Source organism: Actinoplanes campanulatus (assembly GCF_014647795.1).
Taxonomy (GTDB): Bacteria; Actinomycetota; Actinomycetes; order Mycobacteriales; family Micromonosporaceae; genus Actinoplanes; species Actinoplanes campanulatus.
Window position 1 is genome coordinate 191,188 of record NZ_BMPW01000008.1, and the last position, 24,342, is coordinate 215,529.

The window sequence follows — 24,342 nt, forward strand, 5'->3', positions numbered from 1 at the left end:
CCCCCGTGTCGTTGCTGAGGTGGCGGAGCCGACCGGATTCGAACCGGCGTCCTCCTGCGTGCAGTCAAGGCGCGACGACCTCTGCGCTACGACTCCGCCGCGCCGGAGCATACGGCGACCCACCGACACTTTGGCCGCGCACGGGACCTGATCGGGCAAACGACGTCCGGGACGGGCTCCGCTTGGGGAGGATGAGCCCCGAAGGAGGGAAGCGGTGAATTGGCTGAGCGTGCTGTTGCTCTCGGTGGTGATGATCGCCGGCCCGCAGATCATCACCGCCATCTTCCTCGCCTCCAGCCAGGAGGCGAGGCGCAGCTCGCTCGCCTACCTGTGTGGGGCCGGGCTCGCCGGGCTCATCGGGCTGACCGTCTGGCATTTCGCCTTTCACGTCGTACGAGGTACGGGAGGCGGCCAGGGCAAGCCTGACGGTACTCGTCACCTGATCGACTGGGTGGTGCTGGCCGCGCTGCTGGCGCTGATGGTGATCGTCTTCGTCCGCCGCAAGCGGAGCCGGCCTCCGAAGTGGATGAACACGTTGCAGGCGGCCAGCCCTCGCTTCGCCTTCGGCTTGGGCTTTCTGCTGGTCATCGCCATGCCCAGCGACGAGGCCACCATGGTGGCGGTCACCGGAAGCCTCGCCGGCCACGACAAACCCTGGTGGCACCTGCTGCCGTTCCTGGCTCTGACGCTACTGTTGCTGGCGTTGCCGCTGATCATCCTGCTCGTGCTCGGTCAGCGCGCGGTGACGGTGCTGCCAAAGGCCCGGGACTGGGCCAACGAGCACTCGTGGCTGGTGAGCGAGGCGGTCATCCTGATCTTCGTGACAATCGTCGTGTCCGACCTGCTCAAATAGCCCGCCTTCGCCGGGGCGTCCATCGCCGGGCGAGTGGACGACCTCTGCGCTACGACTCCGTCGCGGGCGATCCTACGTGCCCCTTGAGGAAGTCGATCACGGCGAGCGCCTCCGCGGGCCGGGGTTCGGACCGCATCTGATCCTGGAACTCGACGGCTTCGAGAAGGGTGAGGTCCCGGTAGTTGTATGCCCGGCAACCGGGATTCGCCCCGGCCGCGACCAGCGCCTTGATCAGGCCGAGCGGCCAGCCCAGAGCGACACCGGTGGCGAGCGGCGTGCTGCCCTCCCGGTCGAGGGCGTCGACGTCGGCCCCCGCCGCCAGCAGCCGCGGCAGCAGCCGCTCATGGTCGAAGGACCGGAGCAGATGCATCAGGCCACGGCCCCGCCCGTCGCGCAGGTCGGGGTCCATCCCGGCGTCGAGCAGTTCGAAGACCACCCGGCTACCGCCGTGCACCATCCGAAGCCAAAGGTCATCGCGTACGGCGTGCAGCCGTCGCGGCAGCCGCCCGGCGTTCCCGGTCCACGCCTGTTCGACGGCGAAACACCCGGTCACCGTCCCGCCGAAGGCCCGCATGGCCCGCTCCCGCCGCCGCTCAGCGTCGTCATGGGCGAGCAGAACGAGACGCCCGTCCCGGCTCTCCACCACATGCCACCGCCCGCCGCACCGCACCCGGGCCGCTTCCACCCGCGAGAAACGCGAGAAAGAGGAGTGGGACGCCGCCCTGCCCCGCGGCGATGAAAGGGGTGAGGCGAGCGAACCGGCCCCCGGCGAGGCGGGCGAGGGGACGGGAGCGGCCCCGGTCGTCGGAAACAACGCTGATCGTACGAGTGGATGCAGGTGAAACGGTGTGAGCAATCCATTCCAGACCAGGTCGAGGTCGACCGGCGAGCGCAGCAGCGCGGGGTGCAGGCGTGGCAGCAGGCGGATCGGCGCCGATTGCTCCCACCAGTTCGCCTCGACCGCGGTGGCCTGGACGGCGTCCCCGTCGACGTCGATCCGCAGCGCCCGCGACCGGTCGTACCACAACGCCCACGACGGCTGCCCGAACTGTTCGGCGAGCCGCCGTACCTCGAGGTGCAGCCGCAATGGATCGATGGCCGCGGCCGTGCGCCGGAGCCTGCCGACCGCCTGGCCGAAGTAGGGGTCCGTGAAGTCGCCGTCCACGACGATTCCGGCCGCGTCCCACGCCTCGGGGGTGCCGCGGTCCAGCAGGACCCGTTCGGCCTGCCCCGGCCGGTCGGTGCGAAGCCCCAGCTCGGCCCGCGGAAGCCGGTCCCCGTCCGGCCCGAACCGCGGAACCCGCCGCTGGTCACCGCCGACCGCGGCCCGCAGCTCACCGGCCCTCCGGGCGTCCCACTGCCAGGGGGCGAGCCGCACGACCCCGGGCTCGCCGAGGTCACTCATCCGGACGGCGCCGAGCCGCAACCGCTGGGACCCGAGCACCGACGCGGGCGCGGTCAGCCGGAGCACGACGGTGTCCGGGCCGACCGGACCGTCCGGGGCCAGCGCATACTCGATGCCGGTGGCCAGCGTGGTGTGCCCGCCGAGCGCCCGCGGCAGGTGCCAGCGCACCAGATCGGGCGCGAACCCGGCGAGCAGCTCCTCCGGAAGGCGCTCCGGACCGGGGACGAGGTCGATCTCACCGGCCACGCACGCGGCCTGCCAGTCGCCTTTCGCCCGTGCCGCGGCGCATTCTTCGATCATTCTTTCCGGTACGCCGTACGCCCGGATCCGCCGCCACTGGGGAAGTTCGGTCACGCTTTCTTGCGGACGTACTCGACGGCGGCCACGAACTCGGGTGGGAGATCCTCGAAGTAGTCCAGCGCCTCGTCGAAGTAGTCGATCACCGACATGTCGTCCTGGTTGGGCAGGTGCGGGTCGGCGCCCGCGTCCACCAGCGCCCGGATCAGGTCGGCCGGCCACCGGTGCACCACCGCGAGGTAGAGCGGTGTGCTGCCCTCCAGGTCCTTGGCGTTGACGTCGAGCCCTTCGGCGACCAGCCGGGGCAGCAGGCGGGTGTGGTCGAAGGAGCGGACCCGGTGCATCAGGGTGCGGCCACGGCTGTCCCGCAGGTGCGGGTCCATGCCGGCGTCGAGCAGTTCCAGGACGACCCGGGTCCCGCCGTGGATCATGCGCAGCCACAGGTCCTTGCGGTGGGCGCGAATCCGTTTCGGGAGGCGGCCGCCGGTGCCGCGCCAGGCCTGCTCGGCCGCGAAACAGCCGGTCACCGCGCCACCGAAGGCGCGCATGGCGCGTTCCCGCTGCCGCTCCTCCGCACTGTGCGCGGGCAGTTCGAACCGCCCACCGACCAGGTCGACCCGATGCCACTCACCCCGGCAGCGCACCCGGATGATCTCCGCCCCCACCGAGGCGACGGACGAAACCGGCGGCGAGGCGACGGGCGAAACCGGCGGCGAGGCGACGGGCGAATCAGCAGGCGAAGCGGACGGCGGGACACCCGGCGAAGCCGCCACCGGGTCGCCGGGCGAGAGGACGGACGAGGCGGACGGCGAGAGGGCCGGCGGGGCCGGGGACCGAGGCGGCGTGCCGGAGGCGGTCGTGGAGGAGTGGGCGGGGAACAGCGCGGCCCGGACGAGCGGATGCAGGTCGGCGGGCGTGAGGCGGCCCGCCCGCACCAGGTCGAGGTCGGGCGAATACCGGGTGAGGTCGCGGTGCAGGCGCGGGGCGTGCCGCATCGGGTCGGACCAGCCGCGGTCGGACTTCTTCCAGGCGACGCGGATCCGATCGTCGCCGGCCTTCACCCGCAGGTACCACCGGTAGTCGGCCCACAGCGCCCAGGTGGCCTGCCCGTACTTCGCGGTGAGCTGCCGGGCGTCGAACGCCACCCGCAGCGGATCGACGCCCGCAAGGTCGCCCTGGCGCGCCCAGCCGACCCCGTCCTCGTCGGTGACCAGAAGCCCGGCCGTGGTGAACGCCGCGGCCAGGGTGGGTGCCAGCCGCACCCGCTCGGCCAGCGCCGGCGCGTCGCCCCACGTGCCGAGTTCGGCATCGGGCAGCGGCTCGCCGACCGGCGTGAACCCGGGCATCCGCTCCGCCGAGCCGCCCAGCGCGAACCGCAGCTCACCGGCGTGGCGGGCGTCCCACAGGTAGGTGGGCAGCGGAAGGTAGCTCTCCTGCCCGAGGTGGGCGCCGCGCACCGCCTTCAGGGTGAGCCGCTGCGATCCGATCAGCGACACCGGCGCGTCGACCACCAGGGTGAGCGTGTCCTGATCGACCGGACCGTCCGGAACCAGCACGTACTCTCGCTGGGGCGCGAGTGTCGTGTAGCCACCGAGGGCCCGCGGCAGGTGCCAGCGCAGCAGGTCGGGCGCGAGATGGCGGGCCAGCTCGGCGCCCTCGTCGTCGAGGTCGGCGTCGATCCGGGCGGCCTCGCAGGCGGCCCGCCAGTCGCCGCGCTCCCGCGCCTCGGTGGACTCGGCGATCATCCACTCCGGCAGGGCGTAGCGGCGGATCCGCGCCCACTCGGTCAGGGTGCCGCTCATCGCGCCGCCTCCCCCGTGGGCGGCCGGCCCGGAAACGAGCCGGACGGCCCGCTCATCGGGTCACCGGTATGCGGTGGGTGAGGCGGGACGCGCTTCGGCGTGGCTGCTCGGTCACCGGTAGACGCTCACGATCGCGTTGATGTCCTCGTGTGGTGGGGTGGTGGTCTTCGGGGCCTGCCGTCGCATGCGCCGGGGGACGCCGCCGTTGAGGCCCAGGTGGTCGAGGTGGGCGCCGGCGGCGAGCAGGAGCCGGGCGCCGCGGCCGGTGACGCCGGTGAACCGCACGTCGAGCCGTTTCAGGGAGCTGCCGGGCAGGGCCTCGGCGAGCAGGGCCGCGCCGGTGTCGCCGACCTCGTTGGCGCGGCCGCCGAGGGCGCGCTCGGACGGTGGCCGGGCCAGGTCGAGGGCGGTCCACGCGCGCAGGTGCGCGGCGATCGGGGCGATGCGGGTGATGCCGTTGCCACCCAGGCCGAGGGTCATCGCGGACCCCGACAGGTTTTCCGCCAGGGCGGCGGCGCCGGCGTCGCCGAGGTGGTTGACGGCGAGGAACAGCTCGCGGACGCCGCCCTCGCGGACGAGTCTGGTGAGGACGCCGACCGCGTCGGGGCCGAGGCCGTTCCCGCCGAGGAAGAGGCGCTGCATGCCGGGCGGCCGGGCGGCGAGGGCGTCGGCGAGTGGCTCCAGACCGGCGGCGGTCAGGCCGGTGTTGACCAGGTCGAGCGTACGCAAGGTGGTGTTCTCGGAGAGTGCGGCCGCGAGCCGCGCCACTCCCTGGTCGCCGATCGGGTTGCGTTTGAGCCAGAGGGCGCGGACCGTGCCGTCGGCGGCGAGCTGGTCGGCGAGGGCGCCGGCGCCGTTCGCGTCGATCCGGTTGCAGCCGAGGTAGAGGGTGCTGATCCGGTGGCCGGGGGCGAGCGCTCCGGCGACCGCGCGGGCGCCGTCGGCGCCGAGCCCGTTGGTGCCGAGCAGCAGGTGGGTGCGGTGGGGGGAGGCGGCCGCGACGGTGGTGACGCGGGCCGCCTGCTCCGGGCCGAGGCCCTGTTTGCACAGGTCGACGCGGCCGTCGGGGCGGAGCAGGCCGCGGGCGAACTCCTCGGGCGCGGTGATCGGCTCGGGGGCGGCGAGGCGGCCGAGGATGCCGTCGAAGTCGCCCGGATCGGCCAGGCCGCGATCCGGATCGTTGATGGCCGGGCATCGAATGATCATGCCGACGCCTCCCCGCGGTGGTGGTCAGGCGGCGAAGCCGGCCGGATTCGAACCGGCGTCCTCCTGCTCGATGCCAAGGCGCGACGACCTCTGCGCTACAACTTCGCCGCGCCGCAGCATACGCGACCCCACCGACATTTCCGAGCGGGGCTCAGGCGCGCAGGCGCTCCAGTCCGTCGAGCAGCAGGTCCAGAGTGAACTCGAACTCGACCCGGCTGTCGCACCAGCCGAGTTCGGCCTCGTGCGTCTCGCTGGCGACCATGGCGGTCAGGTGCGGCAGCACGTCGGCGACCGCGCTCAGGTCGTCGCCGGCGCCGGCCTGGGCGTTGAACACCTCCTGGACGAAGCCGAGCGGCATGCTGCCGAAGGCGTGCAGCGCCCGGTGCGCCAGCCGGTACGTGAATCCGCCCTCGACAAGCGTGCCGAGGATGGCGTCGTAGTAGGTGTAGACGCCGAACGGCACCGACTGTCGCGAGTTGAGCAGCCCCGGCCCCCACGGGTGGCGCAGCATCACCTCCCGCGCGGCGAGGAAGCGGCCGCGCAGCCGGGCCCGCCAGTCCCCGCCGCCGGCCCGGCCGACCGCGTCGAGCACCTCGGCGACCAGGGTTTCGGCGACGCCGTCCAGAAGGGCGTCCTTGCCGCGCAGATGGTGGTAGAGCGACATGGCCTCGACGCCGAGGTCGGCCCCGATCCGGCGCATCGTCACCGCGGCGAGCCCGTCGGTGTCGGCGATCGTGACGGCGGCCCTCGGCTCGACGAGGGGGCGGCCGTCGCCGACCATCCCACGCTGACCAACGCCGTGGTCCTCTTCGAACTGCTCGTCGTGCTCAGCCAGGCGCTCACCGCCGCCTGGTTCTACCGGCTGTTCCGCACCGCCGACCCGGTGAGCGCTGCCGGCGTCTCGGCGTTCGGCCTGGCCAACGCGGTGGTGATCCTGATCAGCGCGGCGATGCTGGGCACCGCGGCCGCGACCGATCCGGCCACCACGACGACCCTGTTCCTGATCAGCACGAACCTGTGGTCGGTCGGCGCGATCTTCTTCGGGCTCTGGCTCATCCCGATGGGCACGGCCGTGCTGACCACCGGCTGGATGCCGCGGGCGCTCGGCTGGGTGCTGATCGCGGGCGGCGCCGGCTACGTGCTCATCGCGCTGGTCAAGGCGGTGGCCCCGGACGCGACCGCGATCGCCGACCTGCTGGCCGTCCCGGCCTCGATCGGCGAGTTCTGGATGGTCGGCTACCTGCTGATCGTCGGGGTCAAGGAGCGTCAGAGCGGCGGTTCCCCGAAGGCCGACCTGATCCGGTGAAAGTCGCGCAACCGCGGCTCGGTGGCGCCGGACACCCAGCGGCTGACCGTCTTGGTGGACACCTCGAGGCGCCGGGCCGCCGCCTCGAGCGTCAGCCCCTCGGCCCGCAGCCGCGCCGCGAACCAGGCGGCGAACGACGCCGTCGCCGGCACGGTCACCCGGGCCCCGTGGGCGGGCGGCCGCGGCGCCTTCGTCACGGTGGGGGCGGACGGCGCGGCCGACGAGCTGAGCACGTCGATCTCCGCGCCGGACGGGAAGATCCGCAGCGACACCTGGATGGAGGGGCTCACCCCGGCGGCCTCGAGCAGCACGTCGGCGACGCGTTCGCAAAGGTTGCGCACGTCCTCGTCGGACACCGGCGTGCCGGTGAGCTGCCGCCGCAGGAAGGCCCGGACGTCGGGCAGCGCCGACGGGCGGGCCGGGAACGCCTGCGCGACCACGGTGAGCGGGAGGATCTCGACATCCGGGGACGGCACGTACCGATGGTACGGAAACCCGCGATACCCGAACGAGTGACAACGGATCCGGTGGTTCCGCACCTACGCTGAACCGATGCTGCACGTCCTCTGGATGAACGGCGGGCTCAGTTGCGACGGCGAGTCGGTGGCGATCACCGCGGCCACCCAGCCGAGCATCGAGGATCTGGTGCTGGGCGCGCTGCCCGGAGTGCCGCCGATCGAGTTGCACTGGCCGTACCTGGACTTCCAGAACGGGCCGCCGTTCATGGAGTGGTTCCACCGGGCGGCCCGCGGGGATCTGGAGCCGTTCGTCCTGGTGGTCGAGGGGTCGATCGCGGACGAGGGGAACAAGACGGCCGGCTACTGGTCCGGGTTCGGCAACGATCCGCGGACCGGGCAGCCGATCACCGCGGCCGACTGGCTGGACCGGCTGGCCCCGCGGGCGTCGGCGATCCTGGCGGCGGGCACCTGCTCGTCGTACGGCGGGATCCACGGCATGGCCGGGAACCCGACCGGGGCGATGGGCGTCCCGGACCACCTGGGGTGGGACTGGCGCTCCAGGGACGGGGTGCCGTTGGTGTGCGTGCCCGGCTGCCCCACCCTGCCGGACAACCTGACCGAGACGCTCATGCACCTGGTGATGCACGTGGCCGGCGACGGTCCGCCGCTGGAGCTGGACGAGGAGCTGCGGCCGCGCCGGCTGTTCGAGTCGACCGTGCACTCGGGCTGCGACCGGGCCTCCTTCTACGACCAGAGCGACTTCGCGGCCGGGCAGGGCTCACCGTCGTGCCTCGTGAAGGTCGGCTGCTGGGGCCAGGTGGTGCGGTGCAACGTGGCGAAGCGGGGCTGGATCAACGGGGTGGGCGGCTGCCCCAACGTGGGCGGCATCTGCATCGGCTGCACGATGCCCGGGTTCCCGGACAAGTTCCGGCCGTTCGCCGAGGACCCGCCGGCGCCGGTGTTCGTCCCGCTGGAGCAGACGCTGCGGGGCTACACGCTGCGGGTCGCGGGCGAATGACCGGTCACCCGAAAGACGCAAGCGCCGTGACAACCCCCGGACAGAACTGTCCGGTCAAGGCTGTGAGCAGGGAGAACACGACCCGGTAGGCCGGTCAGAGGTGGGTGGACAGCCTTGGGTCTGGCCGCGTGGCGCCGGGCTCGGGCAGCGTCAGGACCACGCCGTAGTCCGGCGTCTCACGGATCCCCCTAGGAGCGACACAGTGTTCTGGCGACGAATCTCCGCGCACCGGGCCCTGGCGGCACACAATTCCGGCCGGTGGGCCGGTGTCCACGTGCTCGACCGGCGTTCACCGAGACGGCCGTCGCCGTGTGTCGTTCCCGGCCGGTTCCGGGAGCCGGTCTACCGGGCGCCGTTCTACCGCGAGCCGGAGAGTGCCTGGTGGGACGCGCAGGAGGAGGGCGGGCCGGTCACCGTCGTGGTGCTGTCCGACGGCGACGCGGCCGGGGTGCTGGACGGGCTGGCCGGTCTCGCGGAAGGGCGACTGTTGCTGGTGGTCGGCTGGGCCGACGCCGACACCCTGATCACCGGCCTGGCCCGGCTGCTCCCCCGGCGCCGGATGATGGTCCTGCCGGCCCACCACGGCGAGGACTGGCTGCGCGGCAACGCCGCGATAGTGGCCGGCTCACTCTTCGACGGTGTGCTGCCGATCCTCATCACCCACACCGCGGGCCGGCACGCGATCGCGGCCGATCTCAGCGGCCGGCTGCACGCCGACCGGGTCCTGCGGGTCCAGCACACGCCGTTCGGCGCCGGCCTGCTGCCGGTCTGGCACCGTCGAGAAGCGTTGCATCCGTACGCGGAAATGTGATCTGTTCTACATGGTGCACGTGGCGCTGGTCCAGAACGTGCTGCGCCTGCTGGAGCGCCACGGTGTGGGCTGGGATCCGCTGCCCGCCCTGGGCGTGATCGCCGCCTCGGTCGCCGGGTCGCTGCTGGTCGCCTGGATGCTGTTCACCTTCGTGGAGAAGCCCGCGATGCGGTTGCTCACCCGGCGCCGTCGGTCAGCCACGCATACCAGTCCGGCAGGTGCTCGCCTCGGGTAGCGGAGACCGTCAGGGTCGTCGCGCCCGGGTTCACCGCGGCGATGTGCCGGCGGCAGGCGTCCACGTCGAAGTCGACGTACGGCAGCAGGTCGGTCTTGTTGATGACGACCAGGTCGGCCACCGCGAACATGTAGGGGTACTTGAGCGGCTTGTCCGCCCCCTCGGTGACCGACACGATCACCACGCGCGCGTGCTCACCGAGGTCGAACAGCGACGGGCAGATCAGGTTGCCGACGTTCTCCACGAACAGCAGCGAGCCGGGCGGCGGGTCGAGGTCGTCCAGCGCCCGCCGGGTCATCGCGGCGTCCAGGTGACAGCCGGCCCCGGTGTTGACCTGCACCACCGGGGCGCCGGCCGCGCGGATCCGGTCGGCGTCGAGCGGGGTGCGCTGGTCGCCCTCGATCACCGCGACCGGGCGCCGGAGCTCCCGTACGGTCCGCTCCAGCAGGGTGGTCTTGCCCGAGCCCGGTGAGCTCATCAGGTTGATCGCCCGGATCCCGCGGGCGGTCAGCAGCTCCCGGTTGGCCCGCGCCAGGTCGTCGTTGCGGGCCAGCACCCGCTCCTCGAGGGTGACCGTGACGACCGGGCGATCGTCGAAGCACATTCTCAGGCCACCTCCATCGACACGATGTGCAGCTCCCGGCCGGTGGTGACGGTGACGTCGGCGCTGCCGCACGGGCACAGCGGGATCATGTCGGGCAGCCGCTGATCGGTGCGGCAGGCGCGGCAGAACACCACGGCCGGGCGCAGGTCGAGGTCGAGGGCGGCGCCGTGCGCGGCGGTGCCGGTGGCGGCCAGGTCCCAGCAGAGCCGCATGGCGTCCGGCAGGACCGCGGTGAGCGCTCCGATCCGGACGGTGACCCGCCGCACCGGCCGTCCGGCGGCGCGTGTGCAGACCGTGTCGACGATGTTCTCGGCAATCGCCAGCTCGTGCATGGCGCTTCGTCTCCCGCGTTGATGACGCTGTACCCCGGTCAGGTGGCGCGGATTGACAGTCTTACACGGCCCGGAGAACGCTGTTAGCGGCGTCACACCAAAGTGAAACCCGAGAGGCGACATGAGTTCTGACCCGGGCGAACTGGTCGACATGGCCTGGGATCCGATCACTCGGATCGTCGGCAGCCTCGGCATCTACACGAAGATCGACTTCAATCAGCGGGTGGTGGCCGAGTGCCGCTCGACCAGCTCGATCTTCCGCGGCTACTCGGTCTTCATGAAGGGCAAGGACCCCCGCGACGCGCACTTCATCACCAGCCGGATCTGCGGGATCTGCGGCGACAACCACGCCACCTGCTCCTGCTACGCGCAGAACATGGCCTATGGAGTGAAGCCGCCGGCGCTGGCCGAGTGGATCGTCAACCTGGGCGAGGCGGCCGAGTTCATGTTCGACCACAACATCTTCCAGGAGAATCTGGTCGGGGTGGACTACTGCGAGCGGATGGTCGCCGAGACCAACCCGGGCGTGCTGGAACTGGCCAACCGGACCGCGGCGCCGCACGCCGGCGAGCACGGCTTCCGCACGGTCGGCGACATCATGCGCTCGCTGAACCCGTTCACCGGCGAGTTCTACCGGGAGGCGCTCCAGGTCAGCCGCCTGACCCGGGAGATGTTCTGCCTGATGGAGGGCCGCCACCCGCATCCGTCCACGTTGTTCCCCGGCGGGGTCGGCACGCAGGCGAGCAGCCAGCTGATCACCGACTACCTGACCCGGCTGATGCGCTACGTCGAGTTCATGAAGAGGTCCGTGCCGATGCACGACGACCTGTTCGACTTCTTCTACACGGCGCTGCCCGGCTACGAGCACGTCGGCGAGCGCCGGGTGCTGCTGGCCTGCTGGGGATCGTTTCAAGATCCAGAACACTGCGATTTCCGGTACGCCGACATGGCCGCGTGGGGACGGAGGATGTTCGTCACGCCCGGCATCGTGGTCGACGGAAAACTGGTCACCACCGACCTCGTGAAGATCAACCTGGGGATCCGGATCCTGCTCGGCTCGTCGTACTACGACGACTGGGAGGACCAGGAGATGTTCGTGACGGCCGACCCCCTGGGAAATCCGGTGGACCGCCGCCACCCGTGGAACCAGCACACCATCCCGCGCCCGCAGAAACGCGACCTGGACGGAAAGTACAGCTGGGTGATGTCGCCGCGCTGGTTCAACGGCAGGGACTATCTGGCCCTCGACACCGGCGGCGGCCCGCTGGCCCGGCTCTGGAGCACCGCGCTGGCCGGGACCGTCGACTTCGGCTACGTGCGCGCCACCGGCGACGGCGTCCGGATCAGCCTGCCCAAGACCGCGCTGAAAGGGCCGGTCGAGTTCGAGTGGCGGATCCCCCGCTGGAGCAACACCCTGGAACGCAACCGGGCCAGAACCTACTTCCAGGCGTACGCGGCCGCCTGCGCCCTGCACTTCGCGGAGCGGGCGCTCGCCGAGATCCGGGCCGGCCGGACCCGCACCTGGGAGCCCTACGAGGTGCCCGACGAGGGGATCGGCTGCGGCTTCTCCGAGGCGGTGCGCGGCGCCCTGTCGCACCACATGGTCATCCGGGACGGGCGGATCGCCAACTACCACCCCTACCCGCCCACCCCGTGGAACGGCAGCCCCCGCGACAGCTTCGGCACCCCCGGCCCCTACGAGGACGCCGTCCAGGGCCAGCCGATCTTCGAGGAGAACGGCCGCGACGACTTCAAAGGCATCGACATCATGCGTACGGTCCGCAGCTTCGACCCCTGCCTGCCCTGCGGCGTGCACATGTACCTGGGCGGCGGAAAGAAGATCGAGGTGCTGCACTCCCCCACCCAGTCCGCCGGGGCGGGTATGTCATGAGCCTCGACAGCGTCCGCGCCGTCGCCGACACCGTCCTCTACGAGGGCTACCTGCTCTACCCGTACCGGGCGGGGGCCGCCAAGAACCGCTCCCGCTGGCAGTTCGGGGTGCTCGGGCCGCCACACGCCGTGCCGGCCGCGTTCGCCGAACCGCCGGAGATGTCGATGCAGTGCCTGCTCACCCCGGACGGGGCCGGCTGGATCACGGTCCGCCTGCGGTTCCTCCAGCTCCAGTCCCGTGAGGTGCAGCGGCGCCGCGGCGACGACCACGAACCGGCCGAACGCCTCCGGGTCGGCGGCACCACCCTGCTGAGCTGGGACGAGGCCGTGGAACGGGAGATCACCCTGCCGGACCTGCCGGTGCACGGCGACGCCGAGTTCCCGGTGAGTGTGCCCGGCGGCGAGGACGTCGAACCGGTCCACGACGGCGACGGGCGGCCGGTGGGGCGGGTGGTCCGCCGCCGGTGGCCGCTGACCGCCCGCGTCCGCACCTCGGCACAGGCCGACGACGGGCTGCTGCGGCTCACCGTCTCCGTCACGAACGAGCACGCGGAGCGCGTACCGGAAAGGGAAAGCGCGACCCGGCACTCGCTGATCGCCGCGCACCTGATGGTGGAGGCACACGATGCGGAGTTCGTGTCGGTGCGCGAGCCGATCCCGGCGGCGCGCCGCTGCCGGCAGGACCGCTGCTGGCCGGTGCTGGCCGGACCGCCCGGGGAGACCCGGCTGCTGCTCGGCGCCCCGATCATCCTGTACGACCATCCGCGCCTGGCCGAGCGCAGTCCCGGCGACCTGTTCGACGGATGTGAGATCGACGAGCTGCTGACGATGAGGGTGCGAACCATGACCGACCACGAGAAGGCCGAGGCCCGCGCCACCGACCCGCGCGCCGCCGCGATCGTCGACCGCTGCGACGCACTCGACGACGACGCGCTGCTCAGCCTGCACGGCACCCGCATCGACGCCGAAGCGAATACGCACGGCACCCGCATCGACGCCCGGACGATCACGCACGGCACCCTGGTCCGGCTGCGCCCGGCCCGCCGCGCCGACGCACAGGACCTGTTCCTGGCCGGGCGGATCGCCCTGGTCAACGAGGTGATCACGGACGTCGACGGCGGCACCCACGTGGCCGTCGTCCTGCTCGACGACCCGGCCGCCGACCTGCACGACGGCTACGGCCGCTACCTGTACTTCGCCCCGGACGAGCTGGAGCCGGTGTCGTGATCCTGATCGCCGGCATCGGCAACGTGTTCCTGGGCGACGACGGGTTCGGGCCGGAGGTGGCGCGGCGGCTGGCCGCCGGTCCGCTGCCGGACGGGGTGCGCGCCGCCGACTACGGCATCCGTGGCCTGCACCTGGCACACGACGTCGACGGCCACGACACGCTGATCCTCGTCGACGCCCTGCCCCCGGGCGTTCCGGGCGCCGTCGAGGTCCTCGAAGTGGACCCGGCCGACGTCGGCACGGGCGGCTTCGACGGCCACGCCATGGACCCGCTCGCCGTGCTGGCCGCGGTGGCCCGGCTCGGCGTCGCCCTGCCCCGCACCTACGTGGTGGGTTGCCGGGTCGTCACCGTCGACGAGCGCATCGGCCTCTCCGCCCCGGTCGCCGCCGCCGTCCCCGAGGCCGTCGCCACGGTCCGCGCCCTGATCAGCACACCGGCACGGGGGTGACCGGGGTGTGTCTCGGGATCCCCGGGCGGGTGGTGGAGATCCTGCCGGGAGTAGAGGGGCAGCTGGCCAGCGTGGACGTGATCGGGGCGCGCCGGCCGGTCAACATCGGCATGCTGGAGACGCCGCCGGAGCCCGGCGACTGGGTGCTGATCCATCTCGGGTTCGCCGTGGAGATCATCGACGCGGAGCGGGCCGGGCAGGCGCTGCGCGGCCTGGAGCTGGCCGGGCAGGCCCGGACGGTCCGCCGCCGGTTCGCGGTGTCCGGGCTGGTGCAGGGCGTCGGGTTCCGGCCGTTCGCATACACCACGGCCACCCGGCTGGGCCTGGCCGGATCGGTGACGAACACCGCCGACGGGGTGGCCGTCGAGGTGGAGGGCTGCCCGGACGCGGTCCACGAGTACGGCGTGCGGCTGCGCGAGGGCCCACCGCTCGCCGTGATCACCGCGGTCGAGGAGCTGGAGCAGGAGGTCCGCGGCACCTCCGGGTTCCGGATCGAGGCGTCCACGTGCGGCCCGGCCCGCACCCTGGCCGCGCCGGACGTGGCGATCTGCGACGACTGCCTCGGCGAGCTGCGTGATCCGGACGGGCGGCGCCACCGGCACCCGTTCATCAGTTGCGTCAACTGCGGGCCCCGCTACACGATCATCACGGGGCTGCCCTATGACCGGGCGGCCACCACGATGGCCCGCTTCCCGATGTGCGAGCGGTGCCGGGCCGAGTACGAGGATCCGGCCGACCGGCGGTTCCACGCCCAGCCGATCGCCTGCCACGACTGCGGCCCCCGCCTGGAACTGATCCCCGGGCCGATGACCGGCGCCGGCGCCCTGTCCGGGGCCCGCGCGCTGCTGGCCGCCGGGCGGATCGTGGCGGTCAAGGGGCTCGGCGGCTACCACCTGGTGTGCGACGCCCGCAACGCGGACACGGTCGCCGAACTGCGCAGGCGCAAACGGCGGGGCGGGAAACCGTTCGCCGTGATGGTGGCGGGCGCGCTCACGGCGTACAAGATCGGGGTTTTCACCGACCGCGACCGTGACCTGCTCGCCGGAGCCCGCCGCCCGATCGTGCTGGTCCCGCGCAGGCCCGGCGACGGGCTCGCCGGCCAGGTGTCGCCGGACAGCCCGGACGTCGGTGTGATGCTGCCCCACACGCCGCTGCACGTGCTGCTGTTCGGGTTGCCGGGCGACCCGCCGGGCCCGGACGTGCTCGTGATGACCTCGGGAAACGTGGCCGGCGAGCCGATCGTGACCGACGACGCGGAGGCGCTGCGGCGGCTCGCCGGGCTGGCCGACGCGTGGCTGCGGCACGACCGGGAGATCCGGGTGCCGTGCGACGACTCGGTGGTGCGCGGCGACGTGATCCTGCGGCGGGCCCGCGGTTACGCGCCGATGCCGGTGACGCTGCCGTTCCCGGTCGGGCCGTCGCTGGCGGCCGGAGCCGACGCGAAGAACACGTGCGCGGTCGCCTCCGGACGGTCGGCGTGGGTGAGCCAGCACATCGGCGACATGGACGATCTGTCCACTGTCGAGGCTCTGCACACCCTCGCGGCGCATCTCGGTGAGATCACCGGGATCGAGCCGGAGTCACTGGTCACCGATCAGCATCCGGGCTACCGGTCGGGATGCTGGGCGCGGGCCAACGCGGGCGGCCGCCCGGTGCGGACCGTGCAGCACCATCACGCGCACATCGCCGCGGTGATGGCCGAACACGGTCTCGGCGCGGACGAGCGGGTCATCGGGATCGCGTTCGACGGGACCGGCTACGGCACCGATCGCGCGATCTGGGGTGGCGAGATCCTCATCGCGGGCTATGCCGGCTTCGAGCGGGCCGGGCACCTCGGTTACGTTCCGCTGGCCGGTGGGGACGCGAGCGTACGCCGTACCTACCGGATGGCCCTGTCGCACCTGCGGTCGGCCGGGGTGCCGTGGGATCCGGCGCTGCCCCCGGTGGCCGCCTGCCCGGAGGCGGAACGGGAGATCCTCGCCCATCAGCTGCGTACCGGGCTGGCGTGTGTGCCGACGTCCAGTGTGGGGCGGCTGTTCGACGCGGTGGCGGCGATCGCCGGGGTGCGGCAGAACGTGACGTACGAGGGCGAGGCGGCCCTGGTCCTGGAGGGGCTCAGCCGGGATTCGTGCGGTACGGCGTACCCCTGGAAGATCGACGAGGCGGGCGCCGCCGATCCCGGCCCGCTGATCCGCGCGGTCGCGTCCGACGTGCTGGCCGGGGTGCCGGCCGCCCTGATCGGCGCCCGGTTCCACGCCGCCGTGATCGACCTGATCGTCACCCAGGCGCAGCGCTGCCGGGAGCGGACCGGCCTCGGCGTGGCGGCGCTCGGCGGCGGCGTCTTCCAGAACACGATTCTGCTCACCGGCGCGGTCCGTGAGCTGCGCGACCGCGGCTTCACCGTGCTGTGGCCCCGGCTGCTGCCGCCGAACGACGGTGGCATCGCCCTGGGCCAGCTGGCCGTCGCGGGCGCCCGCTGATGTGCCTCGCGGTGCCCGGGCGGGTGGTCCGCGTGAGCGTGGTCGACGGCACGCCGATGGCCGAGGTCGACTTCGGCGGCGTGCGCAAGGACGTGTGCCTGCAGTACGTGCCGGACGCGGCGCCCGGCGAATACCTGATCGTGCACGTCGGTTTCGCCATCCAACGGCTCGACGAGGAGTCGGCGCGCCGCACCCTCGACGAGTTCACCCGGCTGGGCCTGCTGGAAGAGGAGTTCGGTGAAGTACCTTGACGAGTTCAGCGACCCGGACCTGGCCCGCAGCCTGCTGCGGCAGATCCACGCCGCGACCACCCGGCCGTGGGCGCTCATGGAGGTGTGCGGCGGGCAGACCCACTCGATCATCCGGCACGGCATCGACCAGCTGCTGCCGGACGGCGTCGAGATGATCCACGGGCCGGGCTGCCCGGTCTGCGTCACCCCGCTGTCGGTGATCGACAAGGCGCTGGCCATCGCCGCCCGGCCGGGGGTGATCTTCTGCTCGTTCGGCGACATGCTGCGGGTGCCGGGCAGCGGGCGGGACCTGTTCGAGGTACGGAGCGCGGGCGCCGACGTCCGGGTCGTCTACTCGCCGCTGGACGCGCTCGGCATCGCCCGCGACAACCCGGACCGTGAGGTGGTGTTCTTCGGCATCGGGTTCGAGACGACCGCCCCGGCCAACGCGCTCACCGTGCACCAGGCGCGCCGGCTCGGGATCCGCAACTTCTCGCTGCTGGTGTCGCACGTGCTGGTGCCGCCCGCCATCTCGGCGATCATGGAGTCGCCGCGGTGCCGGGTGCAGGGGTTCCTGGCGGCCGGACACGTGTGCAGCGTGATGGGCACGTCCGAGTATCCGTCGCTGTCGCAGAAGTACGGCGTGCCGATCGTGGTCACCGGGTTCGAGCCGCTCGACGTGCTGGAGGGCATCCGGCAGGCGATCGTCCAGCTCGAACAGGGCCGCCACGAGACCCGCAACGCATACCCGCGGGCGGTCCCCGAGACCGGGAACCCGGTGGCCCGCCAGATGCTCGCCGATGTCTTCGAGGTGACCGACCGGGCGTGGCGGGGCATCGGCACGATCCCGGGCAGCGGCTGGCGGCTCACCGACCGGTACCGGGACTTCGACGCCGAGCACCGGTTCGACGTGACCGGGGTGCATGCCGCCGAATCGGCGCTGTGCCGGTCCGGGGAGGTGCTCCAGGGGCTGATCAAACCGCACGAGTGCGCGGCGTTCGGCCGGGTGTGCACGCCGCGGCAGCCGCTCGGCGCGACCATGGTGTCGTCCGAGGGGGCCTGCGCGGCGTACTACACGTACCGGAGGGTCGCCGGATGATCGACTTCGAGGGCTGGTCCTGCCCGGCGCCGCTGCGCGACACCCCCCACGTGGTCGCCGGGCACGGCGGCGGGGGCGCGATGTCCGCGGAACTCGTCCGGCATCTGATCGTCCCGGGGTACGGCGACGCCGGCGGCACCGCCGACCGGGACTGCGCGGTCGTCGAGGCGGGCGGGGCGCGACTGGCGTTCACCACCGACGCGTACGTGGTCCAGCCGATGTTCTTCCCCGGCGGCTCGATCGGCGACCTGGCCGTCAACGGCACCGTCAACGACCTGGCGATGGCCGGAGCCACCCCGCTCTACCTGTCGGCGGCGTTCATCCTCGAGGAGGGCACGCCGCTCGCCGACCTCGGCCGGATCACGGCGGCCATGGGCGCGGCGGCCACCGCGGCCGGGGTACGGCTGGTCACCGGCGACACCAAGGTGGTCGGCCACGGCAACGGCGACGGGGTGTACCTGACCACCAGCGGGGTGGGTGTCGTGGCGGACGGGGTGGAGATCGAGCCGCGCCGCGCCACGGTCGGCGACGCCGTGCTCGTCAGCGGGGATCTCGGCCGGCACGGGGTGGCGGTGCTCAGCTGCCGGGAGGGCCTGGAGTTCGGGACCACGGTGGCCAGCGACACGGCGCCGCTGCACGGGCTGGTCGCCGCCATGCTGGCCACCGGCGCCGACCTGCACGTGCTGCGCGATCCGACCCGGGGTGGGCTGGCCGCGGCGCTCAACGAGATCGCGGCCACCGCGCGGGTCGGGGTGGAGCTGACCGAACGGGACCTGCCGGTGCCCGACGGGGTGGCCGACGCCTGCCATCTGCTCGGCCTCGACCCGTTGCAGGTCGCCAACGAGGGGCGGCTGGTGGCGTTCGTCGATGCGGATCAGGCCGACGACGTGCTGGCGGCGATGCGGGCCCACCCGTACGGGACGGGCGCCCGCCGGATCGGGACGTGCGTGGCCGACCATCCCGGGATGGTGGTGGCGCGGACCGCGCTGGGCGGCACCCGGGTGATCTCGATGCCGATCGGCGAACAACTCCCCCGGATCTGCTGACCTCATCATGAGCGATGCCGGGGCTGCCCTGTTCGCCCGCTACGCGTTCCCACCGAACGAGCTCGGCTACTGCGGGCCGGACGGGGTGGCGCCGGCCGAGCTGGGACGGCGGGCCCGTGATTTCGAGGGCGCGTGGGCGTACCTCTGCTTCATCGCCTCCTCGGCGGGCATCGCCGACCCGCTCGACGAACGGGTGGTGGCGGCCTACTGGCTGGGCGGGACGCTGCTGGACCGGGTCGACGGCGACGCGCTGGCCGCGGTACTCCGCTCCCGGTTCGCCGGACAGTACCGCGGGTCGCGGGCCATGGCCCACCACAGCTTCCACGTCTTCGAGGTGTACCCGTGGCTGTCGCTGCTGCGCCGCACCGGCAGCTCGCACGCGGTGTCGGTGCTGGACCGCTGCCGGATCCGCACCGGCACGGTCTTCTCCGTGCGGGGCTCCCGCGCGGTCGTCCACTCACCCGCCCTGGCGTGGCGGGACGGGACGCTGGCCGTCGGGGACTTCCGCAGCGAACAGGTGCGGTGGGAGCGGTCGCTGCTGCCGGAGCTGACCGTCGGCGACCGGGTCACCCTGCACTGGGACTGGGTCTGCGACGTGGTCACGCAGGCGGACGACGCCCGCCTGCGTGACCAGCTCCGGGGCTGGCTCTGAGCGCTCCTACGCGCGCGCCGCGATCTTGGCGACCGGCAGGCCCGGATCGAGCGCGCCGTATTCCAGCGAGCGGTCCGGGCCCAGCCGCGCCGCCACGAAGGCGTCCGCGATCTCGGCCGGGGCCTCGCGGATCAGCACCGCACCCTGCAATCCCAGTGCCAGGGCCTCCACCACTCGGCGCGCCGATGCCGGATCTCCCGCGGCCTTCGCGACCAGCTTCCGGGTCGCTGCCACATGACGATCAAATTCCGGGTGTACGCCCAGAGCGCTCGCCAGCTCACGATCCACCGCCCCGACCGACTCCGGCTCCCGGGCCATGGCACGCAGCACGTCCAGGGCGATCACGTTGCCGGAGCCCTCCCAGACGGCCATCACCGGCTGCTCCCGGTAGCGCCGGGCCAGCGGGAACGCCTCGGTGTAGCCGTTGCCGCCGAGACACTCGAGCGCCTCGTAGGCGTGGTTCGGCCCCCGCTTGCACACCCAGTACTTGCCGACCGCCGTGGCCAGCCGCCGGAACGCCACCGACTCGTCGTCATCACTGTCGTACGCGGACGCCAGCCGCATCGCCGTCCACGTCGCCGCCTCCGCCTCCAGCTGGAGGTCGGCGATCACCGCGGTCATCGCCGGCTGGTCGATGAGCACCGCCCCGAACGCGCTGCGGTTCCGGACGTGCCAGGCCGCCTCGGCGACCGACTGCCGCATACCGGCCGCGCTGCCCAGCACACAGTCCAGCCGGGTCTGGGCGACCATCTCGATGATGGTCCGCACGCCGCGGCCCTCCTCCCCGAGCAGCCAGCCGACGGTGCCGTCCAGCTCGATCTCCGACGACGCGTTCGACCTGTTGCCGAGCTTGTCCTTGAGCCGCTGGATCCGGAAGACGTTGCGGTCACCGCCGGGCAGCATCCGCGGCACCAGGAAGCAGGACAGTCCGCCGGGCGCCTGGGCGAGCACCAGGAAGGCGTCCGACTGCGGGGCCGAGCAGAACCACTTGTGCCCGGTCAGCCGCCACGTCCCGTCGCCGGCATCGACGGCCCGGGTGCTGTTCGCCCGTACGTCCGAGCCGCCCTGCTTCTCGGTCATCGCCATGCCGAAGATCGCCGAGGTCTTGCCGGCGCGCAGCTGGGGGTCGTAGTCGCGGGAGAAGACCCGGGGCAGCCACTCGCCGGCCAGTTCGGGCGTGAACCGCAGCGACGGCACCACCGCGTGGGTCATGCTCACCGGGCAGGCGTGCCCCGGCTCGATCTGCGCGAACAGCATGAACGTGGCGGCCCGGGCGACGTGCGCGCCGGGCCGCGGCTCGGCCCAGCAGCTGGTGTGCGCGCCGTTCTCGATCGCGGCGCCGATGATCCGGTGGTAGCCCGGGTGGAACTCGACCGCGTCCACCCGGTGCCCCCACCGGTCGTGGCTGGAGAACACCGGCGGATGGGTGTTGGCCAGCTCCGCGTCCCGCTGGAAGTCACCCCGCCCCACCAGCGCGCCGACCCCGGTCAGGTGGCCGGTGGCCCAGCCGGCGCCGTAGCGGCCGACCGCCTCGGTGAGCGCCGGATGGGTCAGGTACTCGTTCAGGTCCACCCGCGGCGGGGCCTGGTTCACGACGTCGTGGGTCACGGCTTCTCCTCCAGCAGGAAGGCGAGGTGTTCGCGGGCGGCGTCGGCGGCCGCGGTCCGGGCCGCGCGCAGCGCCACCTGGTCGCGTTCCAGCCGGCCGGGCAGCGGGTCGCTGAGCCGCGGGGTCAGCGCGATCGTGCTGAGCCCGTGCGACCACCCGTCCCGGACCTGCTGCAACGTCTCCCGGTAGCGGTGCGGGCGGCCCCGGTAGGCGGCGGCCAGCTCCGGGTTGAGCCGTCGCAGGTAGCGCTCGACCACCACGTCGGCGGCGCCGTAACCGGGCTGGGTGCCGGGCGGCCGGGTGGCCAGGACGATCGCATGGGTGGCGCCCCGGGCGGCGGCGCTGACCACCGGCACCGCCTCGACGATGCCGCCGTCCAGCCAGCGCCGGCCCCGCCACTGGACCGGGTCACCGGCGAGCAGCGGCAGCAGCCCGGACGCGTGCAGGCTGTTGACCAGGTCGTCCCGGTCGGCGAAGTCGGACAGCGCCTCGGCGCGGCCGGTGTCCACGTCGGTGGCGACCATGGCGAGGCGGCCCGCCCAGTCGGTGCCGGACGCCGAGCCGATGTCCAGCAGGTCGTCGACGTGCGAGACGATGCGCAGGCCGTCGATCACCGGGCGGCCGCGGGCGATCCGGCGGACGTCGATGAACTCGGGCGACGCGAAGACCTCGGCGTACGACTCGGCCATCGCGTTGGCGGCGCCGACGGCCAGGGCGGCGGCGTTCACCGCGCCGGCCGAGGTGCCGACGATCATGTCGATGTGATCGAGGATGCCCTCCTGCTCGATGACGGCGGCCATCGCGGCGGAGACGATGCCGCGCATGCCGCCACCCTCGATGACCAGGGCCACCGTGGCGCCGTCGTCGGTGTCGCCGGTGCGGCGCCGCTCCTTGAGGACCTCCTGGATGGTGGGGGTGCCGATGCGGCCCAGCCGTACGCTCGCCCGGTCGGTGGCCTTTGCCGCCCGCTCCTCCTGCGCGACCGTCCCCTCGGTCCGCTCCGGCTTCTTCTCCGGGGCCACGATCGTCCCCTGCGCGACCGCGACCAGGGTTTCGGTGCCGTCGTCGGCGATCGCGACCAGCTCACAGCGGCAGGCGGCGCGGCGGCCCTCGGCGCGCATCACCATGCCGTTGGCGCGCAGCGTGCGGCCGCGCGCCGGGGCGATGTAGTCGATGGTGAGGCCGGAGGTGACCACGTCCGGGCCGAGGGCCGCGCCGCCGGCGAAGGCCAGCGCGCAGTCCGCGGCGTACGCCACGATCCCGCCGTGCACGGCGCCGTGATGGTTGGTGATCTCCGGGCGGATGTCGAGTTCGACGACGGCGCCCTCTTCACTGAAGGAGATCAGCCGGGTGCCGAGCATCCGGGTGACGGACTGATCGGCCAGCACCCGCTGGGCGGTCCTCAGGGCGGTGATCGGGCTCATCGCATTCCTCCAGACATCATCGGTACGCCGAGCGCGCGGAAGCAGAACGAGCGGATCCCGTCGACGACCGCGGTCTGGGTCTCGTCGGACGGCTCCGGGCTGTCCGGGCGGATCCAGCCGACCAGGGCCTCGGAGATCGCGCCCATCACCGCCGAGGAGGCGAGCCGCGGGTCCTGCGGGACGAACTCGCCACCGGCCAGCCCGTCGGAGATGATCTGCTCGCCGATGTCGGTGTAGGACCGCCGGTAGACCAGCCGCTCCGCCTCGACCACCGGGCTGACCGGCTCGAACAGCAGGGCCCAGGCCATCCGCCGGCCGTGCAGGGCGCGGGTCGAGAAGATCCGGATCAGCTCGTCGATCCGCTCCGAGGCCCGCTGCCCGGCGTCCGAGACGGCGAGACGGACCAGGTCGATCTCGTGCGTGGCGGCGCTGCGGAACACCTCGGCGAGCAGCCGGTCGCGGCCGTCGAAGTACGAATACACCGATCCGACGCTGGCCTGACAGCGGGCGGCGATCGCGGCGACGGTGGCCGCCTTGAAGCCGTCCGCCGCGACGAGCGCCCGCGCGGCGCGCAGGAACCCGTCCCGCTTGTCCTCAGCGTTCTTCCTGGTCAATGCGGTTTGCCGGTATGGCATCCGGAGGCCCCCAAGCTATGAATCCGGATTCAATGCAAGGCAAGAAGTGAACCACGGTTCAAAAGAAGGCCGCAAGCGGCCCCGGTCACGCCGGGCGGGACCGGTAGGTCAGGACCAGCAGCAGCTCGAAGCGGGCGCGCGGGTCGTCCAGGTCGTCTCCGAGCAGCTCACGGAGGCGGTTGAGGCGGTAGCTGACGGTCTGCGGGTGCACGAACAGCTCGGCCGCGACCGCCGAACGCGAACCCCAGTGGCGCAGCCAGCTCTCCAGGGTGACCAGGAACGCCTCCCGCTGGCCGGCCCGCAGCCCGGCCAGCGGCGCGAGCCGCCGGGCGGTCAGCACCGGCAGCGCGGCCGTCTCCCCGCGCAGCGCCAGGACGGCGAAGTGGTCGTCGGCGAAGACCGGCTCGGCGCCGGGTGTGACCAGTTCGGCCGTCCGCTCGGCGAGCCGGACCGCCTGCGGCGCCTCGGTCCAGTGCAGGGCCGGGCCGACCACCGCCTCCCGGCCGTGCAGCGCCCCGGTGAGCGCCGCCCGCTCCGACCGGGGACCGGCGCGCAGCAGCAGCACCGCGTCCCGGCCGCGCTCGGCGACCACCCCGTCCGCGCCGAACCGGAACCGCGCGTCGCGGGCCTGGTCGGGCGGCAGCAGCACCGGAACCACGGTGTCCACGCCGGGCCAGCCGATCCCGGCGGCGGCCTCCCGCACCACCTCGGGCGAGCTGCCGCCGGTGAGCAGCAGGTCGGCCACCTGGCGGCGGCGCCGGTCGCCCTCGCCGGCCTGTTCGCGCAGCTGGCGGGCCAGACCGTCGGTGCAGGCGGTGGCCAGCTCGTCGATGAACGCGCTGGTGGCGTCGGACAGGTCGATCACCTCGGCGACGCTGACCGGCCGCAACTCGCCGAGCGCCTCGGTGGCGGTGCGCAGCAGCAGGCGGGAGGCGATCCGCAGGGAGGCGAGCAGTGTCTCCGGGCCGCGGTTCTCCCGGGCCTCGGCCGCGCCCAGGGCCACGAAGACCTCGCGGATCCGGGGTGGCAGCGCCGGCTCCCGGGTGCCGGCCAGGTCGAGGAACCGGTCCAGGGCCACCTTCACGGCGGTGCGCACGTCGCGTTCGAACTTCTCCCCGGCCCCGGCGCCGGGGCTCTCCCGGACCGCGGTGGCGATGGCCCGGACGGCGGCGGGCAGGCGCGGGCGCATGGCGACGGCGAGATCGGTGGGCAGGTTCTGCCAGGGGGTGTTCATCGCCACCGATTTTGTCACCCGGTGCTAAAGCAACGATGGAT

The 24,342-nt window shown here is 72.9% G+C and carries 24 protein-coding genes and 2 tRNA genes; 13 read left to right on the plus strand and 13 right to left on the minus strand.

What is annotated here, in order from left to right:
* Nucleotides 1–20: 20 nt before the first annotated feature.
* Nucleotides 21–96: transfer RNA gene (locus tag IEZ13_RS17330), tRNA-Gln, on the minus strand.
* 118 nt (nt 97–214) lie between these two features.
* Between IEZ13_RS17330 and IEZ13_RS17335 the strand changes: the two genes are divergently transcribed.
* Nucleotides 215–853 carry a GAP family protein gene (locus IEZ13_RS17335; RefSeq protein ID WP_183218711.1) on the plus strand — a complete coding sequence of 213 codons (639 nt, stop codon included), beginning with the start codon at nt 215–217 and terminating at the stop codon, nt 851–853.
* A gap of 49 nt (nt 854–902) precedes the next feature.
* Here the strand turns inward: IEZ13_RS17335 and IEZ13_RS17340 are convergent, their stop codons facing one another.
* The 5 genes from IEZ13_RS17340 to IEZ13_RS17360 all read right to left on the minus strand — a co-directional run bounded on the left by IEZ13_RS17340 (nt 903) and on the right by IEZ13_RS17360 (nt 6,344).
* Nucleotides 903–2,612, minus strand: coding sequence for an ankyrin repeat domain-containing protein (locus IEZ13_RS17340; protein ID WP_183218712.1), 1,710 nt, complete (start codon nt 2,610–2,612; stop codon nt 903–905).
* Nucleotides 2,609–4,357 (minus strand): ankyrin repeat domain-containing protein, encoded by a 1,749-nt coding sequence (locus IEZ13_RS17345; RefSeq protein ID WP_183218713.1) that lies wholly within the window; start codon nt 4,355–4,357, stop codon nt 2,609–2,611. Before IEZ13_RS17345 ends, IEZ13_RS17340 begins: the two co-directional genes overlap by 4 nt.
* A gap of 111 nt (nt 4,358–4,468) precedes the next feature.
* Nucleotides 4,469–5,563 (minus strand): leucine-rich repeat domain-containing protein, encoded by a 1,095-nt coding sequence (locus IEZ13_RS17350; RefSeq protein ID WP_183218714.1) that lies wholly within the window; start codon nt 5,561–5,563, stop codon nt 4,469–4,471.
* Nucleotides 5,564–5,595: 32 nt separating this feature from the next.
* Nucleotides 5,596–5,668: transfer RNA gene (locus IEZ13_RS17355), tRNA-OTHER, on the minus strand.
* A 46-nt stretch (nt 5,669–5,714) separates the two neighbouring features.
* The gene (locus tag IEZ13_RS17360; protein WP_183218715.1) at nt 5,715–6,344 is read right to left on the minus strand and encodes a TetR/AcrR family transcriptional regulator C-terminal domain-containing protein; all 630 of its coding nucleotides are present in this window, start codon (nt 6,342–6,344) and stop codon (nt 5,715–5,717) included.
* Between the two features lie 18 nt (nt 6,345–6,362).
* Here IEZ13_RS17360 and IEZ13_RS17365 point away from each other — a divergent pair, with 18 nt between their 5' ends.
* Nucleotides 6,363–6,869, plus strand: coding sequence for a DUF4386 domain-containing protein (locus IEZ13_RS17365; RefSeq protein WP_183218909.1), 507 nt, complete (start codon nt 6,363–6,365; stop codon nt 6,867–6,869).
* Here IEZ13_RS17365 and IEZ13_RS17370 read toward each other — a convergent pair.
* Entirely contained in the window at nt 6,830–7,345 is a 516-nt protein-coding gene (locus IEZ13_RS17370; protein ID WP_183218716.1) for a helix-turn-helix domain-containing protein, read from the minus strand. The genes IEZ13_RS17365 and IEZ13_RS17370 overlap by 40 nt on opposite strands.
* A 76-nt stretch (nt 7,346–7,421) precedes the next feature.
* Here IEZ13_RS17370 and IEZ13_RS17375 point away from each other — a divergent pair, with 76 nt between their 5' ends.
* From IEZ13_RS17375 to IEZ13_RS17385, 3 genes are all read left to right on the plus strand, one after another.
* Nucleotides 7,422–8,345: an NADH-quinone oxidoreductase subunit B family protein gene (locus IEZ13_RS17375; protein ID WP_183218717.1), complete on the plus strand. Its 924-nt coding sequence runs from the start codon at nt 7,422–7,424 to the stop codon at nt 8,343–8,345.
* Between the two features lie 202 nt (nt 8,346–8,547).
* On the plus strand, nt 8,548–9,156 hold the full coding sequence (locus tag IEZ13_RS17380; protein WP_183218718.1) for a hypothetical protein: 609 nt from the start codon (nt 8,548–8,550) through the stop codon (nt 9,154–9,156).
* Between the two features lie 10 nt (nt 9,157–9,166).
* Entirely contained in the window at nt 9,167–9,391 is a 225-nt protein-coding gene (locus tag IEZ13_RS17385) for a hypothetical protein (RefSeq protein ID WP_183218719.1), read from the plus strand.
* Here IEZ13_RS17385 and hypB read toward each other — a convergent pair.
* Together hypB and IEZ13_RS17395 are read right to left on the minus strand one after the other, a co-directional pair.
* Nucleotides 9,333–9,995, minus strand: coding sequence for a hydrogenase nickel incorporation protein HypB (gene hypB / locus IEZ13_RS17390; protein ID WP_183218720.1), 663 nt, complete (start codon nt 9,993–9,995; stop codon nt 9,333–9,335). The genes IEZ13_RS17385 and hypB overlap by 59 nt on opposite strands.
* Before the next feature lie 2 nt (nt 9,996–9,997).
* Nucleotides 9,998–10,327 (minus strand): hydrogenase maturation nickel metallochaperone HypA, encoded by a 330-nt coding sequence (locus IEZ13_RS17395; protein WP_183218721.1) that lies wholly within the window; start codon nt 10,325–10,327, stop codon nt 9,998–10,000.
* 121 nt (nt 10,328–10,448) lie between these two features.
* On the opposite strand from IEZ13_RS17395, the gene IEZ13_RS17400 reads away from it, so the two are divergent.
* Genes IEZ13_RS17400 through IEZ13_RS17435 form a run of 8 tightly spaced genes read left to right on the plus strand, consistent with a single transcriptional unit; the run spans nt 10,449 to nt 19,400 of the window.
* The gene (locus tag IEZ13_RS17400) at nt 10,449–12,218 is read left to right on the plus strand and encodes a nickel-dependent hydrogenase large subunit (protein WP_183218722.1); all 1,770 of its coding nucleotides are present in this window, start codon (nt 10,449–10,451) and stop codon (nt 12,216–12,218) included.
* The gene (locus tag IEZ13_RS17405; protein WP_183218723.1) at nt 12,215–13,444 is read left to right on the plus strand and encodes a hypothetical protein; all 1,230 of its coding nucleotides are present in this window, start codon (nt 12,215–12,217) and stop codon (nt 13,442–13,444) included. The genes IEZ13_RS17400 and IEZ13_RS17405 overlap by 4 nt, the downstream gene beginning before the upstream one ends.
* On the plus strand, nt 13,441–13,893 hold the full coding sequence (locus IEZ13_RS17410; protein WP_203833695.1) for a hydrogenase maturation protease: 453 nt from the start codon (nt 13,441–13,443) through the stop codon (nt 13,891–13,893). Before IEZ13_RS17405 ends, IEZ13_RS17410 begins: the two co-directional genes overlap by 4 nt.
* A gap of 5 nt (nt 13,894–13,898) precedes the next feature.
* Nucleotides 13,899–16,373 carry a carbamoyltransferase HypF gene (gene hypF, locus IEZ13_RS17415; protein ID WP_183218724.1) on the plus strand — a complete coding sequence of 825 codons (2,475 nt, stop codon included), beginning with the start codon at nt 13,899–13,901 and terminating at the stop codon, nt 16,371–16,373.
* Nucleotides 16,373–16,624 carry a HypC/HybG/HupF family hydrogenase formation chaperone gene (locus tag IEZ13_RS17420; RefSeq protein WP_183218725.1) on the plus strand — a complete coding sequence of 84 codons (252 nt, stop codon included), beginning with the start codon at nt 16,373–16,375 and terminating at the stop codon, nt 16,622–16,624. Before hypF ends, IEZ13_RS17420 begins: the two co-directional genes overlap by 1 nt.
* Entirely contained in the window at nt 16,611–17,702 is a 1,092-nt protein-coding gene (gene hypD, locus IEZ13_RS17425; RefSeq protein WP_183218726.1) for a hydrogenase formation protein HypD, read from the plus strand. The genes IEZ13_RS17420 and hypD overlap by 14 nt, the downstream gene beginning before the upstream one ends.
* Nucleotides 17,699–18,748, plus strand: coding sequence for a hydrogenase expression/formation protein HypE (gene hypE / locus IEZ13_RS17430; RefSeq protein WP_183218727.1), 1,050 nt, complete (start codon nt 17,699–17,701; stop codon nt 18,746–18,748). The genes hypD and hypE overlap by 4 nt, the downstream gene beginning before the upstream one ends.
* Before the next feature lie 7 nt (nt 18,749–18,755).
* Complete coding sequence (locus IEZ13_RS17435; RefSeq protein ID WP_183218728.1) at nt 18,756–19,400, plus strand: DUF6390 family protein; 645 nt, start codon at nt 18,756–18,758, stop codon at nt 19,398–19,400.
* Between the two features lie 6 nt (nt 19,401–19,406).
* Here IEZ13_RS17435 and IEZ13_RS17440 read toward each other — a convergent pair whose 3' ends face one another.
* The 4 genes from IEZ13_RS17440 to IEZ13_RS17455 form a co-directional block, all read right to left on the minus strand.
* Nucleotides 19,407–21,008 carry an acyl-CoA dehydrogenase family protein gene (locus tag IEZ13_RS17440; RefSeq protein WP_183218729.1) on the minus strand — a complete coding sequence of 534 codons (1,602 nt, stop codon included), beginning with the start codon at nt 21,006–21,008 and terminating at the stop codon, nt 19,407–19,409.
* Nucleotides 21,005–22,432, minus strand: coding sequence for a patatin-like phospholipase family protein (locus tag IEZ13_RS17445; protein ID WP_183218730.1), 1,428 nt, complete (start codon nt 22,430–22,432; stop codon nt 21,005–21,007). Before IEZ13_RS17445 ends, IEZ13_RS17440 begins: the two co-directional genes overlap by 4 nt.
* Complete coding sequence (locus IEZ13_RS17450) at nt 22,429–23,067, minus strand: TetR family transcriptional regulator (protein WP_183218731.1); 639 nt, start codon at nt 23,065–23,067, stop codon at nt 22,429–22,431. The genes IEZ13_RS17445 and IEZ13_RS17450 overlap by 4 nt, the downstream gene beginning before the upstream one ends.
* An 85-nt stretch (nt 23,068–23,152) precedes the next feature.
* On the minus strand, nt 23,153–24,301 hold the full coding sequence (locus tag IEZ13_RS17455) for a PucR family transcriptional regulator (RefSeq protein WP_183218732.1): 1,149 nt from the start codon (nt 24,299–24,301) through the stop codon (nt 23,153–23,155).
* Between the last annotated feature and the right edge of the window lie 41 nt (nt 24,302–24,342).